At 74.3% G+C, this 15,297-nt stretch carries 14 protein-coding genes; 8 read left to right on the top strand and 6 right to left on the bottom strand.

The window, feature by feature from the left end; translation table 11 throughout:
- Positions 1-12: 12 nt before the first annotated feature.
- Entirely contained in the window at positions 13-915 is a 903-nt protein-coding gene (rsmA, locus tag FHX32_RS13280) for a 16S rRNA (adenine(1518)-N(6)/adenine(1519)-N(6))-dimethyltransferase RsmA (RefSeq protein WP_167182701.1), read from the bottom strand.
- Positions 912-1,820, bottom strand: coding sequence for a TatD family hydrolase (locus FHX32_RS13275; protein WP_208418075.1), 909 nt, complete (start codon positions 1,818-1,820; stop codon positions 912-914). The genes rsmA and FHX32_RS13275 overlap by 4 nt, the downstream gene beginning before the upstream one ends.
- A 521-nt stretch (positions 1,821-2,341) precedes the next feature.
- Here FHX32_RS13275 and FHX32_RS13270 point away from each other — a divergent pair.
- Together FHX32_RS13270 and FHX32_RS13265 are read left to right on the top strand one after the other, a co-directional pair.
- On the top strand, positions 2,342-3,583 hold the full coding sequence (locus tag FHX32_RS13270) for a hypothetical protein (RefSeq protein ID WP_167181437.1): 1,242 nt from the start codon (positions 2,342-2,344) through the stop codon (positions 3,581-3,583).
- A gap of 66 nt (positions 3,584-3,649) precedes the next feature.
- The gene (locus tag FHX32_RS13265) at positions 3,650-4,501 is read left to right on the top strand and encodes an alpha/beta fold hydrolase (RefSeq protein ID WP_167181435.1); all 852 of its coding nucleotides are present in this window, start codon (positions 3,650-3,652) and stop codon (positions 4,499-4,501) included.
- 62 nt (positions 4,502-4,563) lie between these two features.
- On the opposite strand, the gene metG is transcribed toward FHX32_RS13265, so the two are convergent.
- Positions 4,564-6,366 carry a methionine--tRNA ligase gene (metG, locus tag FHX32_RS13260; RefSeq protein WP_167181433.1) on the bottom strand — a complete coding sequence of 601 codons (1,803 nt, stop codon included), beginning with the start codon at positions 6,364-6,366 and terminating at the stop codon, positions 4,564-4,566.
- 150 nt (positions 6,367-6,516) lie between these two features.
- On the opposite strand from metG, the gene FHX32_RS13255 reads away from it, so the two are divergent.
- The gene (locus tag FHX32_RS13255) at positions 6,517-7,443 is read left to right on the top strand and encodes a hypothetical protein (RefSeq protein WP_208418074.1); all 927 of its coding nucleotides are present in this window, start codon (positions 6,517-6,519) and stop codon (positions 7,441-7,443) included.
- 113 nt (positions 7,444-7,556) lie between these two features.
- Here the strand turns inward: FHX32_RS13255 and rsmI are convergent, their stop codons facing one another.
- On the bottom strand, positions 7,557-8,396 hold the full coding sequence (rsmI, locus tag FHX32_RS13250) for a 16S rRNA (cytidine(1402)-2'-O)-methyltransferase (RefSeq protein WP_208418713.1): 840 nt from the start codon (positions 8,394-8,396) through the stop codon (positions 7,557-7,559).
- Between the two features lie 92 nt (positions 8,397-8,488).
- On the opposite strand from rsmI, the gene FHX32_RS13245 reads away from it, so the two are divergent.
- Entirely contained in the window at positions 8,489-10,174 is a 1,686-nt protein-coding gene (locus tag FHX32_RS13245) for a dolichyl-phosphate-mannose--protein mannosyltransferase (RefSeq protein WP_486481044.1), read from the top strand.
- A gap of 300 nt (positions 10,175-10,474) precedes the next feature.
- Here FHX32_RS13245 and FHX32_RS13240 read toward each other — a convergent pair whose 3' ends face one another.
- On the bottom strand, positions 10,475-10,735 hold the full coding sequence (locus tag FHX32_RS13240; protein WP_167181427.1) for a hypothetical protein: 261 nt from the start codon (positions 10,733-10,735) through the stop codon (positions 10,475-10,477).
- Between the two features lie 226 nt (positions 10,736-10,961).
- Here FHX32_RS13240 and FHX32_RS13235 point away from each other — a divergent pair, with 226 nt between their 5' ends.
- The 4 genes from FHX32_RS13235 (at position 10,962) to FHX32_RS13220 (ending at position 14,227) form a co-directional block, all read left to right on the top strand.
- Complete coding sequence (locus FHX32_RS13235; RefSeq protein WP_167182695.1) at positions 10,962-11,612, top strand: 4'-phosphopantetheinyl transferase superfamily protein; 651 nt, start codon at positions 10,962-10,964, stop codon at positions 11,610-11,612.
- Between the two features lie 134 nt (positions 11,613-11,746).
- Positions 11,747-12,820: a DUF4352 domain-containing protein gene (locus FHX32_RS13230; RefSeq protein WP_167181425.1), complete on the top strand. Its 1,074-nt coding sequence runs from the start codon at positions 11,747-11,749 to the stop codon at positions 12,818-12,820.
- A 261-nt stretch (positions 12,821-13,081) separates the two neighbouring features.
- Positions 13,082-13,927, top strand: coding sequence for a hypothetical protein (locus tag FHX32_RS13225; protein WP_167181423.1), 846 nt, complete (start codon positions 13,082-13,084; stop codon positions 13,925-13,927).
- A 108-nt stretch (positions 13,928-14,035) separates the two neighbouring features.
- A complete protein-coding gene (locus FHX32_RS13220) occupies positions 14,036-14,227 on the top strand; it encodes a general stress protein CsbD (protein WP_167181421.1) in 192 nt (63 codons plus the stop codon).
- A gap of 168 nt (positions 14,228-14,395) precedes the next feature.
- On the opposite strand, the gene FHX32_RS13215 is transcribed toward FHX32_RS13220, so the two are convergent.
- A complete protein-coding gene (locus FHX32_RS13215; RefSeq protein WP_167181419.1) occupies positions 14,396-15,262 on the bottom strand; it encodes a sigma-70 family RNA polymerase sigma factor in 867 nt (288 codons plus the stop codon).
- Positions 15,263-15,297 lie beyond the last annotated feature (35 nt).

Here is a 15,297-nt window from a genome sequence, read left to right as displayed (position 1 = left end):
CCCGGCGCCAGCCTACTGGGCGGCGGGCGCGGCGGCCGGAGCCGACGCGGCGATGGCGGCGAACTGCTCCACGGTGAGTGACTCCCCGCGTGCGCCGGGGTCGACCCCGGCCGCGGTGAGCGCGGCGGCGGCCCGGTCGGCGCCGCCGGCCCAGCCGGCCAGCGCGGCACGCAGGGTCTTGCGGCGCTGCGCGAAGGCCGCGTCCACCACGGCGAAGACCCGCTCCCGGGGTATGTCCGGCCGGGGCGGCTCGCGGCGGGTGAAGGCGACCAGCCCGGAGTCGACGTTCGGCACCGGCCAGAACACGTTCGGCGGCACCCGGCCGGCGGCGCGGGCCCGGGAGTACCAGGCGAGCTTGACCGACGGCACGCCGTACACCTTGGAGCCGGGACCGGCGACCAGCCGGTCGGCCACCTCCTTCTGCACCATCACCAGGCCGTGCCGCAGGCTGGGCAGCTCGGCGAGCAGGTGCAGCACCACCGGCACGGCCACGTTGTAGGGCAGGTTCGCCACCAGCGCGGTCGGCGCCGGGTCGGCCAGTTCGGCGGCGCCGACACGCAGCGCGTCGGCCTGGTGCACGGTGAGCCGGCCGGCGTCCGGGCCGGCGTGCCGCGCGGCGGTCTCCGGCAGGGCCCCGGCCAGCACCGGATCGATCTCGACGGCGTGCACGTGCGCGGCGACCGGGAGCAGGGCCAGGGTGAGCGAGCCGAGGCCGGGGCCGACCTCCAGCGCCACGTCCTGCGGGGTGAGCCCGGCGGCGGTGACGATCCGGCGGACGGTGTTCGGGTCGTGCACGAAGTTCTGGCCCAGCTTCTTGGTGGGCGCGACGCCCAGCCGGGCGGCGAGGTCCCGGATTTCCGCCGGGCCGAGCAGGCCGCCCGGCCCGCGCGGCGGCTCGGCGCCGGCCGGGCTCACCACGGGCCGAAGACCCGGTCGCCGGTGGCGGAGATGGCCGCGCAGAGCTCGTCCAAGTCGGCGCCGGTGGTGGCGGCGAGCGACCGGACGGTCAGCGGGATGAGGTACGAGGCGTTGGGGCGGCCCCGGTGCGGCATCGGGGTGAGGTACGGAGCGTCGGTCTCCACCAGGATCTGGTCCAGCGGGGTGAGCGCGGCGGCCTCGCGCAACGCGCCGGCGCTGCCGAAGGTGACCGTGCCGGCGAAGCTGAGCAGGTAGCCGCGGCGGACGCACTCGGCGGCGAAGTCGGCATCGCCGGAGAAGCAGTGCAGCACCACGGTGTCCGGCGCGCCTTCGTCGTCGAGGATGCGCAGCACGTCGGCGTGCGCGTCCCGGTCGTGGATGACCAGCGCCTTGCCGTACCGCTTGGCGATCGCGATGTGCGCCCGGAAGCTCTCCTCCTGGGCGGCGCGGCCCTCGTCGCCGGTGCGGTAGAAGTCCATCCCGGTCTCGCCGACGCCGCGGACCCGGTCCCGGGCGGCCAGCGCCTCGATCTCGCGCAGCGCCTCGTCCAGGTCGGCCAGCCGGGGTGCCTCGTTGGGGTGCAGCGCCACGGTGGCCAGCACCGCCGGGTGCCGCTCGGCGGTCTCCGCGCCCCAGCGGGAGGAGTCGACGTCCACGCCGACCTGGACCAGCCGGTCGACGCCGACGGCGGCGGCGACCGCGACGGCCGCGGCGACCGGGTCGTCGGCGGGCCCGCCGCCGGGTACGCCGGCCTCGCTGACGGTGATGTCGAGGTGGGTGTGGCTGTCCAGCACCGGGCCGGGCAGCGGCTCGGGCGGGGGCGGGAACTCCCCGGCGCGGCGGGCGGCCCGGGCGCGGCGGGATTCGGCGCGCCCGGTCGTCTCTTCGGTTGGCTCGGTCATCAACCAAAGGATCACACACCGGCCGGGGCCATCCGACCGCCACCTGATGTTCACCTCGGCTACCCGGGGCGACTCTACGGTCGCCGGGTGAGTGAGCGGACCGTGGCGGGGAGGTGACGGGATGAGCGAGCGTCAGCGAGCGAATCATCGACTCAGCGCGGACGTGCCTCATGACGGCACGGAGCGCAGCGGAGTGCCGGCATGAGCGAGCGTCAGCGAGCGAATCATCGACTCAGCGCGGACGTGCCTCATGACGGCACGGAGCGCAGCGGAGTGCCGGCATGAGCGAGCGTCAGCGAGCGAATCATCGACTCAGCGCGGACGTGCCTCATGACGGCACGGAGCGCAGCGGAGTGCCGGCATGAGCGAGCGTCAGCGAGCGAATCATCGACTCAGCGCGGACGTGCCTCATGACGGCACGGAGCGCAGCGGAGTGCCGGCATGAGCGAGCGTCAGCGAGCGAATCATCGACTCAGCGCGGACGTGCCTCATGACGGCACGGAGCGCAGCGGAGTGCCGGCATGAGTGTCCTGCCTCAGGCCGGTGGGGACGCCGGCCAGCGGGCCGGGCTGCGGGTGGCGTACGGCGGCGCGGTGTACCCGGCCGAGGAGATCGCCCGCGGCGCGGCGTACGAGTTGTTCAGCGCCGACGAGGTGGCCGGCTTCGAGCGGTCACCGCGGCCGGGCAGCGCGCTGCCGTGGCGCCGGTTCGTGCACGTCACCGAGGTGAGCGCGGTGTACGGGGCGCCGGCGCCGGCCGACGAGCCGGAGGCGCCGCTGATGCTGCCGGCGCACCGGGAGCGCGGCTGGGCGCAGGTGCAGCAGTTGAGCCAGCAGCCGGCCGCGGCCGGCCACCCGGTGCTCGCCGCGGTGCGCGCCTCGGCGGTGATCCGACGGGGCACCCGGATGGTGAAGGTGCTCTCCCCGGGGCAGCTCGCCGGCTACCTGCGGGGCTGGCTGCCGCACGGGTTCTGCTACCGGGAGCACGACGTGGCGCACCTGCGCAGCGCGGCGACCACCGCGGTGCTGCGTACCGATGGGGACAGTGGGCCGGGCGACGTGACCTACGTGCTGCGCTGGCGGGCGGCCGACCCGGGCGACTACGCGACGCCGGTCGGCGCGGCACACCGGGGGCTGACCGCGCTGCCGCCCCGGGACCGGCTGGGCCCGCCGGTGCTGGGCACCGGGTTCGTGCCGAGCGGCAGCCAGCTCGTCCCGGAGTTCGTCACCCGGGACTTCGCCGACCTGCCGATGCCGGCGAACGCCACCCTGCTCGCCTACCCGGCCGATGGGGTGGAGGTGGTCCTCTACAGCTATCAGGCGGAGCAGCGGGGCTGGCTGCGGATGGTGGGCCCGCAGTGGCGGCACCTGCTCGCCGCGGTGCCCGGGCTCTCCCCCGACCAGGAATACCTGCCGACCGGTGAGGTGCCCCGCTCGACCCAGCTCGTCGGCGCGTACGGCGGCGGCGAGTACGAGGCGGTGGCCGACCTGCCCGGCGGCTTCCGGGTGCTGGCGGTGACCCGGGCCGCCCGCTACCCGGTGGACGCGGTGGCCCGGCGGCTGCGCCACGCGCGGTGGCGGGGGGCGGACTGCCTGGTGCTCCGGGAGGAGGCCGGCTGGCTGCGGGTCCGGCTGCGCCGGCCGGACCCGGACGCGGTGGTCGCGACCGGGGCGCAGTGCCAGGAACGGGGCGTCTACGAGACCTGGGCGCCGGCCACCGAGGTCACCGACGACCGGGTGGTGGACCTGCCCTACCAGCTCTGACCGGAATACCGGCCCCACGTGCGGGAATGCGCCGAGCTGACGACGAGCCCGAGTCCAGGAGTGAGCATGCCCTTCATCACGGTGGGTACGGAGAATTCCGCCCCGATCGACCTGTACTACGAGGACCACGGCAGCGGTCAGCCGGTCGTCCTGATCCACGGCTTCCCATTCAACGGGGCGACCTGGGAGAAGATGAGCGGCCCGCTGCTCGCGGCCGGCTACCGGGTGATCACCTACGACCGGCGTGGCTTCGGCAACTCGGCGCAGCCCAGCTTCGGCTACGACTACGACACCTTCGCCGCCGACCTCGACGTGCTGATGACCGAGCTGAACCTGCGCAACGCGATCCTGGTCGGCCACTCGATGGGCACCGGCGAGGTGACCCGTTACCTCGGGGTGTACGGCTCGAACCGGGTGGACCGGGCGGTGCTGATGGCCCCGCTGGCGCCGTTCCTGCTGAAGACGGCGGACGACCCGGAGGGCGTGGAGAAGAGCATCTTCGAGGGCTTCCAGGAGGCGATCATCGACGATCGCTTCGCCTTCCTCACCCAGTTCTGCAACAACTTCTTCAACTGGGACGAGAACAAGGGCAAGGTGGTCAGCGAGGAGGCGTACCGGGCGCACTGGGAGATCGGCGCGCGGGCCTCGGCGAAGGGCACCCACGACTCCGTGGACGCCTGGCAGACCGACTTCCGCAACGACGTGCCCAACATCGACGTCCCGGTGTTGATCATCCAGGGCGACAAGGACAACGTGCTGCCCTACCCGGTGACCGGCCAGCGCCTCGCGCCGATGCTGCGCGACGGCAAGCTGGTCACCCTGACGGGGGCGCCGCACGGCACCCCGTGGACGCACCCGACCGAGGTGAACAAGGCGATCATGGAGTTCATCGGCGCGCCGGCGATGGCCCGCGCCTGACTGACCTGGTACGCGGCCCGGCCCCGGGGGAATTCCCCCGGGGCCGCGGCGGGTACGCGGGCTCAGCCGCCGAGCCGGGCCAGCTCCTCGTCCACGATCGACGGGTCGAGCTTGCGGAAGACCGGCTTCGGGGCGGCCAGCGGCCGGCCCACCGCCAGCGGCACCGACTCCCAGCGCGCGCCGACCGTGTAGTCCCCGGTCAGCACCGGGTACGCCGGCCCACCGTCGAGGTCCTCGACCTCCTCGATGACCGGCATCGGGGCGTGCACCCCGGTGCCGCCGAGCAGCTCGTGCACCTTCTGCGCCGAGTGCGGCAGGAACGGGGTGAGCAGCGTGTTGGCGTCGCTGACCACCTGGAGGGCGACGTGCAGGATGGTGCCCATCCGCGGCTTGTCCGCCTCGTCCTTCAGCTTCCACGGGGCCTGCTCGGAGAGGTACCTGTTGGCCTCGGCGACCACCCGCATCGCCTCGCCGATGGCCTGCTTCTGCCGGTGCCGGGCGATCAGGTCGCCGACCGTGGCGAAGCCGGCCCGGGCCACCGCGAGCAGCGCCTCGTCGGCCTCGGCGAGCCCGGCCGGGTCGACCGGCGGGATCGCGCCGAAGTTCTTCGCCGCCATCGAGATGGACCGGTTGACCAGGTTGCCCCAGCCGGCGACCAGTTCGTCGTTGTTGCGGCGGAGGAACTCGGCCCAGGTGAAGTCGGTGTCGTTGCTCTCCGGGCCGGCGGCGGCGATGAAGTAGCGCAGCGCGTCGGCGTCGTAGCGCTCCAGGAAGTCCCGGACGTAGATGACCACGCGGCGGGACGAGGAGAACTTGCGCCCCTCCATGGTCAGGTACTCGCTGGAGACCACCTCGGTGGGCAGGTTGAGCCGCCCGAGCTGGCCCGGCTCGCCGTCGCGTGACCCCTCGCCGGAGTAGCCGGCGAGCAGCGCGGGCCAGATCACCGAGTGGAAGACGATGTTGTCCTTGCCCATGAAGTAGTAGGCGCGGGCGTCCTTGCCTTCGCCGTCGGCGGACCACCACTTCCGCCACGCCTCCGGATCGCCGGAGCGGCGGGCCCACTCGATGGAGGCGGACAGGTAGCCGATCACCGCGTCGAACCAGACGTAGATCCGCTTGTCCGGGCGGTCCCGCCAGCCGTCCAGCGGAATCGGCACGCCCCACTCCAGGTCCCGGGTGATGGCCCGGGGCTGGAGGTCGTCGAGCAGGTTCCGGGAGAAGCGCAGCACGTTCGGCCGCCACCCCTCGCGGGTGTCCAGCCACTGCCGCAGCACGTCGGCCAGGGCCGGCAGGTCGAGGAAGAAGTGCTCGGTTTCCACGAACTCCGGCGTCTCGCCGTTGATCTTCGAGCGGGGATTGATCAGGTCGATCGGGTCGAGCTGGTTGCCACAGTTGTCGCACTGGTCGCCGCGGGCGCTGGCGTAGCCGCAGATCGGGCAGGTGCCTTCGATGTAGCGGTCGGGCAGAGTCCGGCCGGTGGACGGGGAGATCGCTCCCATGGTGGTCTTGGGCACGATGTAGCCGTTGCGGTACATCCCCTCGAACAGTTCCTGCACGACCACGTAGTGGTTGCCGGTGGTGGTGCGGGTGAACAGGTCGTAGGAGAGGCCTAGGCCGTGCAGGTCCTCCACGATCACCCGGTTGTACCGGTCGGCCAGCTCGCGCGGGGTGACCCCCTCGGCGTCCGCCTGCACCTGGATCGGGGTGCCGTGCTCGTCCGTACCGGAGACCATGAGCACGTCGTGGCCGGCCATCCGCATGTACCGGCTGAAGACGTCGGAGGGAACGCCGAAACCGGAGACGTGGCCGATGTGGCGCGGGCCGTTGGCGTACGGCCAGGCTACCGCCGCGAGAACGTGACTCATGAGCAGCAAGCCTAGTGACCCGGGCGGCGCGGTCGCGAACCAATAGGGCCTCGCTGGTCGGCAGTCCGGCCGAGCCGCCTCGACCATTGGTCCGATTTGTCCCCGACACGCGCCGTGAACTGCCAATACGCCCTCCGACCCCGTTGTCCAATGAACGTCGTGACTGGCAGCCGAGCGACCCACGACCGCGACGATCGTCCATCCGGCCCGGCCGTCGGGGACGCCCGCCGGGACTCGGTCGGGCCGCCACGGGCCGGTGCCGTCGCGCCACATCCCCGGCCGGAGGCCACCCCGGCGGCTCCCACCGCCGACGACCCGGCGACCGGACCGCCCGTCGAGGTCGAACCCACCACCGGGGCGCCGGTGGACGCCGTCCCGCGCCGGGTCCCGGTCCGGCAGCCGCACGGAGTGCGGCGCCGGCGCGGCCCGCTCTCCGCCGGGAGTACCGGCGACGACGAGTTCTGGGCGCCGATCGAGGAGGTGCACTGGGACGGCACCCCGATCCGGCGGGACCCGCAGCCGGACCGGACCCGGCCGGCCGGCGACGGCGGAAGCCGGACCCGGCGGGCCGACCGGACCCCGCGCCCACCCGACCCGCCGCGCGGGCTGGCCGTGCTGGTGGGCCTGAGCCTGGCGGCGGCGTTCTTCGCCTGGGTCAGCGCCGGACCGTTCTGGGTCGCGGTCGGGCACGCCACGCCGGGGACCGTGGTGGTGCTCGACTGCGCCGGTGACGGGTTGGGCCAGCGCTGCCGGGGCATCTTCACCGCCGTCGAGGGGCGCTACGTCGCGCACGGCGTCCGGGTCAGCGGGGTGCCGGCCGGACGCACCACGCCGGGGTCCACCCTGCCCGCCCGGATGACCGGCCCGGACGGCGGCACCGCGTACGCCGACCACGGCGTCGGGGCCCAGCTGCGCTGGCTGCTGGGCCTGCTCGCGGTGGCCGGCTGCGCGGCCGGGACCGCCCGGTGGACCGGGGCCACCCGGCTCGCCGCCCCCCGGCACCGCCGCTGGGCGGTGGCCGCCGCCGCAGCCGGCCCCGCGCTGATCACCGCGGGCTTTCTGGTGGCCGCCTGGTAGCCGCTCCGGCCCGGCCACGGGTGGCGCTGCCGGCGGTACGCGGGGTGGACCTGCCCTGGCCGCTCTCGGCCACCGGTGTCGACGCGGCCGGGCCGCGACCGTCGGCACCGGCGCTACGCGTGCACCACCGTGTAGACCTCCCGGCGGCGCAGGCCGAACTCGGCGGCCACCTCGGTGATCGCGTCCCGGCGGGTCAGGCCGGCAGCCTCCCGGGCGGCCACCGCCGCGCGCAGCGCGTCGTCGTCGGGGCGTTCCGGCGCCACCTCGGGGGCGCCCGCCACCACCAGAGTGATCTCACCCCGGGGCTCCTTCTCGACGGCCCACCGGGCCAGCTCGCCGAGCGGGCGGCGGACCACCTCCTCGTACGTCTTGGTCAGCTCTCGGCAGAGCGCGGCCGGCCGGTCGGCGCCGAACGCCGCGGCCAGGTCGGCCAGCGCGCCGGCGATCCGGTGCGGCGCCTCGAACAGCACCAGCGTGCGCGGCTCGGCGGCGAGCGCGCGCAGCCGGGACCGGCGGGCGGCCGGCGTGCGGGGCAGGAAGCCCTCGAAACAGAACCGGTCGCTGGGCAGCCCGGACAGCGCCAGCGCGGTGGTCACCGCGCTGGGCCCGGGTGCGGCGGTCACCGGGACGCCGGCGTCCAGGGCGGCCCGGACCAGCCGGTAGCCGGGGTCGGAGACGCTCGGCATGCCGCCGTCGGTGACCAGGGCGACCAGGTAGCCGGCGGTGAGCACGTCAACCAGTTCCGGGGTGCGTCGTTCCTCGTTGCCCTCGAAGTAGGAGACGATCCGGCCGGGCACGGTGACGTCGAGGTCGCGGGCCAGCCGGGTGAGCCGGCGGGTGTCCTCGGCGGCGACCACGTCGGCGGCGCCGAGCACCTCGCGGAACCGGGCGGAGGCGTCGGCGGGGTTGCCGAGCGGCGCGCCGAGCAGGACCAGGCGCCCGGTGTCGGACATTTCACCCACGATTGATGCTCCTTCATCGACGGCCGTACCGGTATCGGAGACGACGGGCGCCACCGGGCACCTTCGGAGCCTACGATCGCCGGGTGACGAGTGCGTCGACAGCACAGAGCGCGGGTCGGACCGAGGCGGAGCGCACGGCGGCCGGCGACGCCCCCGGGCGGGCGTCGCAGGAGGCCGGCGGCGTCCCCGGCGTGGTGCGCCGCCGGCTGGCCACCGTCGACGCCCGGCTGGACGGGCGGTCCTGGCTGGCCACCGCCGTGGTCGTGGCGATCGCGGCGATCCTCCGCTTCGTCGGGCTCAGCGGCCCGAACGGCAAGATCTTCGACGAGATCTACTACGCCCGGGACGGCTGGGGGCTGGTCGACAAGGGCGTCGAGTGGAACTACAAGGACGGCGGGCCGTCGTACGTGGTCCACCCGCCGCTGGGCAAGTGGCTGATCGGGCTGGGCGAGTGGGCCTTCGGCTACTCCGACGCCGAGCACAACATCTCCGTCCCCGGGCACCTGGTCACCACCGCGCCGGAGTTCGGCTGGCGCTTCTCCGCGGCGGTCGTCGGCACCCTGTCGGTGCTGCTGCTGGTGCGGATCGGCCGGCGGCTGTTCCGGTCCACCGCGCTGGGCTGCGCCGCCGGTTTGCTGCTCGCCCTGGACGGCTTCCACCTGGTGCTGTCCCGCACCGCGTTGCTCGACATCTTCCTGCTCTTCTTCGTGCTGGCGGCGTTCGGCGCGCTGGTGCTCGACCGGGACGCGCGGCGCCGCCGCTGGGCCCGGGCGCTGGACGTCGGCCTGGACCCGTCCCGACCGGGCCGGGCCGGGCGGCCCGACACCGGCTGGCGGGACTGGCCCTGGTGGCGGCTGGCGGCCGGCGTGCTGTTCGGCTGCGCCTGCGCGGTGAAGTGGAGCGCGCTGTACTTCCTGCCCGCGTTCGCGCTGCTGGTGCTGCTCTGGGAGGTCGGCGTGCGCCGCTCCGCCGGGGTACGCCGGCCGTGGCGGGACACCCTGCTCGACGAGCTGCCCTGGCTGGTGCTGGCCGGGGTGCTGATGGTCGCCACCTACCTGGCCACCTGGACGGGCTGGTTCCTCAGCGACGACGGCTACTACCGGCTGGCCGAGCGCTACCCGAACGCCCCGCTCAGCGACACCCCGGTGATCGGGGCGTTGCACAACCTGTTCCAGTACCACAAGGCCGCGTACGGCTTCCACACCGGCCTGGACGACCCGCACAAGTACCAGTCGTGGCCGTGGCAGTGGCTGCTGCTGGGCCGGCCGGTGGCCTTCTACTGGTCGGGCGACGGGGCCTGCGGGGCGCCGAGCTGCGCGTCGGAGATCCTGCTGCTCGGCACGCCGCTGCTCTGGTGGTCGTTCCTGCCCGCGCTGGTGGCGCTGGCCTGGCTGGGGGCGGCCCGGCGGGACTGGCGAGCCGGGGCGATCCTGCTCTGCGTGGCCGCCGGGCTGCTGCCCTGGTTCTGGTTCGCCCTCGACGGCCGGACGATGTTCTCCTTCTACACCGCGCCGGCGCTGCCGTTCCTGGTGCTGGCCGTGGTCTACGTGCTCGGCGCGATCGTGTCGCCGGCCGGCCCGCCGGGTGAGCGGGTGGCCGTCGACCCCGAGGCCAGCCGGGACCGCCGATTGGTGGGCGGCGTGATCGCCGGCGGGTACGTGCTGCTGGTCGCACTCTGCTTCGCGTACTTCTACCCGATCTTCGTCGGGAAGCTGATGACGTACGCGGAGTGGTCGGCGCGGATGTGGCTGGACGGTCGCTGGATCTGACCGCCGACACCGCCGGTGACCACTGGAAACACGCCACGCACATAGATGCGCGCCCCGATCGCCTGCCACGGGGGAAGCGGGCGATTGGGGCGCGCATGAAGAGCTTAACCACCGCGCACCACCGGCACAACGGGTCGACTTGGGTCAGATTTCCGACGGATGCGCCGCCGGACACATGGTTTACATCCGACAGTCGGTGATCCGTCGCTTTTGTGTTTGATTGCCCGACATTGACCTATCTCGATCGGCGTGGACGATCAAGGCGCGGCACGGGCGCCGGCGCGGCCGGGCCCGTCCGCGTCACCAGGGTCTCGACTGGCGCGGCAGCCAGCCGGTGAACCTGCGCTGCAGGATCCGCTCCGGAACTCCCCGCAGGTCCTGCGTCGCGGCGGCGAGGCAGGACCCGAGATAGACGGCGAGGGCGGGACGCTCACCCCGGAACTCCTCCAGCAGGCGGCGCTGCTTCGCGGCGCACGGCCACTCGCCGCCGCAGGTCTCGCAGGTCCAGGCGGGCACCACCGGCAGGTGGTCGTTGCCCGGGTCAGATGCACCACCGTTCATGGCGACATGGCCCTTTCCGGTCCGAGAACGACGACGCGCGGCTCGCCGACCTCCGTACAGTGCGGACGGACACCGGATGCTCCCCAGTCGGTACTGCGTGTAGCGCCGGCGACTGCCGCCGCGTTACACGGTGCGGTAGGTTGCCGAGTCGTGGCGAGGGTGGGGCAGTTCGCGGTCCGGGCGTCGGTCCGGCCGGCACGCCGGCAGCGTACAGCGGATGGCCGCGGTGCGTGACCTGCTGCCGGTCGCGGTGGCCGTGGCGGTGGCATGCCCGGCCGACTGGACCGGCCAGCTGCTGCCGGCCGAGCGGGACTGCCTCGGCGAGCGGGCGGTGGAGACCCGCCGCCGCGACTTCACCGCCGGGCGGGTCTGCGCCCGGCGGGCGATGGCCGCGCTCGGCCTCTCCCCCGCCGCCGTGCCGTCGGCCGCCGACCGGTCGCCGGTCTGGCCGGCCGGGGTGGTCGGCACCATCACGCACACCCGCGGCTACTGCGCCGCCGCGGCCGCGCGCGCCACCGAGGTGCGCTCCGTGGGCATCGACGCCGAGCAGCACCGCGAGCTCAATCCGGGCGTACGGCGGCTGATCTGCCTGCCCGAGGAGGACGACCGGTGCGCCCGGCTGCCCGCCGGGACCTCCTGGCCGGCGGTGCTGTTCAGTGCGAAGGAGACCGTCTACAAGGTCTGGCACCCGGTCGTCGGTACCTGGCTGGACTTCCACGACGCCCTGGTCACGCTCGACCCGGAGGCGGGGACGTTCACCGCCCGCATCGCGCCGGCCCGCGTCGACACCGCACCGGTGGCCGCTCCGGCCCGGATCACCGGCCGGTTCACCGTGGACGGCGGGCTGGTCCGGACGGCGGCGGTCCTGTTGCCCTGACCGCTGACCGGCAGGGCGGATCATCGACCCGAACAGGGGACCACCGGCGGGCACCGGGCACGGAAGGATGCGGGGTTGTTTGCGCACGGTAGCGTCAGGCAGTTCTCGATCGTCGTCAGGTGCCTAGGAGTACGGTGAGCCACCCCCAGCCCCCTTACGGGCCGCAGGATCCCCACCAGCAGAACCCGGAGCAGCAGCAGCCGTACCCGCCGACGGCCCCGATGCCGCAGTTCCCCACCGACCAGGGCGGCTACCCGCCGCCCCCGCCCGCCGCGCCGCAGCCCGGCGACCCGTGGGCCCCGCTGCCCCCGGTGTCCGGCGCCCCGCAGCCACCCGTCTCCGCCGGGAGCGACCCGTGGGCCGCTCCGCAGCCCCCGGTGTCCGGCGCCCCGCAGCCGCCGGTCTCCGGCGAGCCGTGGGCGGCGCCGCAGGCGCCGGTCCCGGGTACGCCCCAGCCGCCGGTTCCCGGGCAGCCGTGGGCGCCGCCGGTCTCCGGCGCGCCGCAGCCGCCCACCTCGGGCGTCCCCGGCGCCTACGGGATGCCCGCGCCCGGTGCGCCCGGCTACCCGCTCGGCGCTCCGCAGCCGGTCGCCCCGAACGGCGGCAAGAAGAAGACCGTCCTGATCATCGCGATCGCGGCGGTCGTGCTGACCCTGCTCTGCTGCGTCGGCGGCATCGCCGCGGTCATCGCCGGCGCGGACAAGGCCGCCGACGAGGTGGCCGAGGCGCTGCCCACCCCGCTCACCACCGCCGCGCCGGGGCTGCCCAGCGGCGCGCCGAGCGCCTCCGCCGGTGGCGAGACCGACGGGGAGACCTTCAACATGAAGCCCGGTGACACGCTGGTCCTCTCGGACAACGAGGGCACTGTCGAGATCACCGTCACGAAGTTCACCACCGCGACCAAGGGCTGCCGCCCGTACGCCCCGAAGCCCGACAAGGGCCTCTACCTGATCGCGCACGTGACGGCCACCGTGACCAAGGGCAAGGGCTCGATCAACCCGTTCTACTTCGAGTGGGTGGCCGCCGACGGCACCACGGTCAACGGCCTGGCCAGCGCCCTGTCCGGCTGCGGCGACACGCTCAGCTCGGGCAACAACCTGCGGGCCGGCAGCAAGCGGACGGGCACCGTGGTGTTCGACGTGGCCGACAAGAACGGCGCGCTGGAGTACCAGCACCGGTTCGAGGCCGCCGGCTCCTGGAAGCCGTAGTCCGAGCGTCCGACCTGGAGGGCCGGCCCCGCTCGGCCCCCGGCGTCAGCGGCCGGCCGCGACCGCGACGCAGGCCGGGTGTGCCGGCGTTCCCGCCCGCCGCACGTCGCCGCCGGAGCCGCACCCGCTGGACCCGGGTCCGGCAGGCGGTCGCCGTGACCAGGTCGGTTCCGCGCCGAGCCGGCGGCCTGCGCCACGCCGGGCGGGACGGAGCCGGCGCGATGTCACCCGTTCCCGTCCGGACAGGAGGCGAATGCCGCGATGGGCATCGACGACGAGTACACCGACGGGCACACCGGCCGTCCGGCGGCCGGGCAGCGGTCGGCGGGTGGGCGCGCCGGCCGCGGCCGAGGCGTCGCCGTGCCGGCGGCGGTGGTGGCCACCGTCGTGCTGGGGCTCACCGGTGGCTGCGGCCAGCACGCCGACGCCGAGGGGACGCCCGGGCAGCCCACCACCGCGGCGGCCACGCCCGACGCGGCAGGCGTGGTGCCGTGGGTGTCGGCCCTGGTGGCCCGCGACGGCACCGAGGTCACCGTGTACACCGGGCCCGGCGACGCGCGGTGCAAGGAGTTGTACGAACCGCGCGCCACCGTCACCGAGCAGGACGCCGCCCAAGTCGTCGTCGCGGTGCGCGGCCGCGTCATCGAGTCGGTCGACTGCGCCGCCAGCGGTAGCGCCGTACCGCTGGTGGTGTCGCTGCGCGAGCCGCTCGGCGACCGGGCGCTGCGCGACGCCGCCAGCGGTACTCCGCACCCCGTTTACCACGAACGCGACCTGCCCGACGCGACCGCCGACCAGCGGTGGAGCCCGTACCCGTCGCACTGGATGTCCACCGACGAGGGTTGGCACCGCGGCTACAACGGCCCCAACGGCTCCGGGCTGCTGCTGAGCGCGCTGCCGACGGCTGCGGTGTCCCGGCCCGAGGCCGTCGCCACGGTACGGATCGGCTCGCGCGCCGGGGCCGTCACCGGCCAGGAGGGACGGTGGTGGACGGTGTGGTGGGAGGCCGGCGAGGTGACCTACTCGCTGCGGTTGATGCCCCGTGAGGGCGGCTCGTTCACGCTCAACGAGTTCAAGCGGGAACTCGCCCGGCTGAAGTGGAGCTGATCCGCTGACCGCGGTTCGCCGCCCGCGGCGGGTTTTCCCCACCGACGGGCGGGGACCCGGGTTCAAGGGCGGAGACCGCGCATCCGCCCGGATCGACAGGGAGGCGACATGAGCTTCGAACGGGCGAACGACCGGGTCGAGCAGGTGGCCGGCCCCGCCAAGGCCCAGCTGGGCGACATGAACCAGGACGAACGCGCACAGGCGGAACGGGTGATGCAGCGGGACCGGATCCGGGGCAGGCAGCCCGGGGAGCACGTCCAGGAGGACGCCCGGGACGTACGGGAGGATTTCTCCGGCTGACTTCGTACCGGCGCCCGACTGCGTGGCCCGGCGGGTGGAGTCGGACCGGGTAGCGCCGTCCGGCCGACGGGATCGGGCGGCGGGGCCGATCGGAGTAGGGCCGTTTCCCACCGGGAGACGGCCCTACTCACGCCCGCCGCCGGTCCGCCGCCCCTCGTCCCACGGGAGTCAGCCGACGACCAGGTCGAGGGCGGCGATCTGCTCGGGATCGGCGACCACCTCGATGCCGATGATCCGGTCGGTGACCACGAAGCTGAGCACGATGCGGACCTGGCCGCCGACGACCACCGCCGCCCCCGGCGCGCCGTCGACGAACGCCGGCACGGCGCCCTGCGCCCGTCCGGAGAAGAAGGCGGCCACGACGGCGGAGCCGTGCGCCGCGCCGGCCCCGCCCCGCTCGACGGCTGCCGGGTCGGAGCGCAGGACGACATGCGGGTCGAGCAGGGTGAGCAGGTCGTCGAAGCGCCCCTCACGGGACGCGGCGAGGAACGCCTCGACGATGCCGCGCTGCCGGGCCGGGTCCGTCTCCGGCGCCGGTGGTCCACTCTGCACCCGGCGGCGGGCCCGGCTGGCGATCTGCCGTACTGCGGCCGGGCTGCGGTCCACGACCGGCGCGAGTTCGTCGAACGAGACCGCGAACATGTCGTGCAGCACGAAGACCAGCCGTTCGGTGGGACCGAGGGTGCGCAGCACGACGTCCAGCGCCCGGCCGACCGACTCGGTCAGCAGCGCCGCCCGCTCCGGATCGACCTCCCCCGGACCGGCCGTGCCCGGTTCATCGGCAACCACGTCCGCGGGCTGTTCGTGCCGGGTGGCGCTCGAACCCAGCCGGTCGAGGCAGACCCGGCCGACGGTGGTGGTGAGCCAGCCCGGCAGGTTGTCGATGCCCTCGACATCGGCCCGGCTGAGCCGCAGCCAGGTGTCCTGGACCGCGTCCTCCGCCTCGGCCGGGGAGCCGAGCATCCGTCGGGCGACCGCGCGCAGGCGCGGACGCTGCTCCTCGAAGCGTTGGGCCAGCAGTTCGGTGTCGCTCATCGCCCCGCCATTCCGGCCGGCATTTCCGGCCTTGG

Source organism: Micromonospora sp. CNZ280, assembly GCF_011759515.1.
The sequence above is the reverse complement of the archived record's forward strand: the minus strand, read 5'-3'. Positions and strand labels throughout refer to the sequence as shown.

Excerpts from the sequence above, each read along its gene's own strand:
- FHX32_RS13220 (WP_167181421.1), top strand. The coding sequence starts at position 14,036 with ATGAGCTTCGAACGGGCGAACGACCGGGTCGAGCAGGTGGCCGGCCCC.
- FHX32_RS13225 (WP_167181423.1), top strand. The coding sequence starts at position 13,082 with ATGGGCATCGACGACGAGTACACCGACGGGCACACCGGCCGTCCGGCG.
- FHX32_RS13255 (WP_208418074.1), top strand. The coding sequence starts at position 6,517 with ATGAACGTCGTGACTGGCAGCCGAGCGACCCACGACCGCGACGATCGT.
- FHX32_RS13240 (WP_167181427.1), bottom strand. The coding sequence starts at position 10,735 with ATGAACGGTGGTGCATCTGACCCGGGCAACGACCACCTGCCGGTGGTG.
- FHX32_RS13270 (WP_167181437.1), top strand. The coding sequence starts at position 2,342 with ATGAGTGTCCTGCCTCAGGCCGGTGGGGACGCCGGCCAGCGGGCCGGG.
- FHX32_RS13275 (WP_208418075.1), bottom strand. The coding sequence starts at position 1,820 with ATGACCGAGCCAACCGAAGAGACGACCGGGCGCGCCGAATCCCGCCGC.
- rsmI (WP_208418713.1), bottom strand. The coding sequence starts at position 8,396 with ATGTCCGACACCGGGCGCCTGGTCCTGCTCGGCGCGCCGCTCGGCAAC.
- FHX32_RS13215 (WP_167181419.1), bottom strand. The coding sequence starts at position 15,262 with ATGAGCGACACCGAACTGCTGGCCCAACGCTTCGAGGAGCAGCGTCCG.
- metG (WP_167181433.1), bottom strand. The coding sequence starts at position 6,366 with ATGAGTCACGTTCTCGCGGCGGTAGCCTGGCCGTACGCCAACGGCCCG.
- FHX32_RS13265 (WP_167181435.1), top strand. The coding sequence starts at position 3,650 with ATGCCCTTCATCACGGTGGGTACGGAGAATTCCGCCCCGATCGACCTG.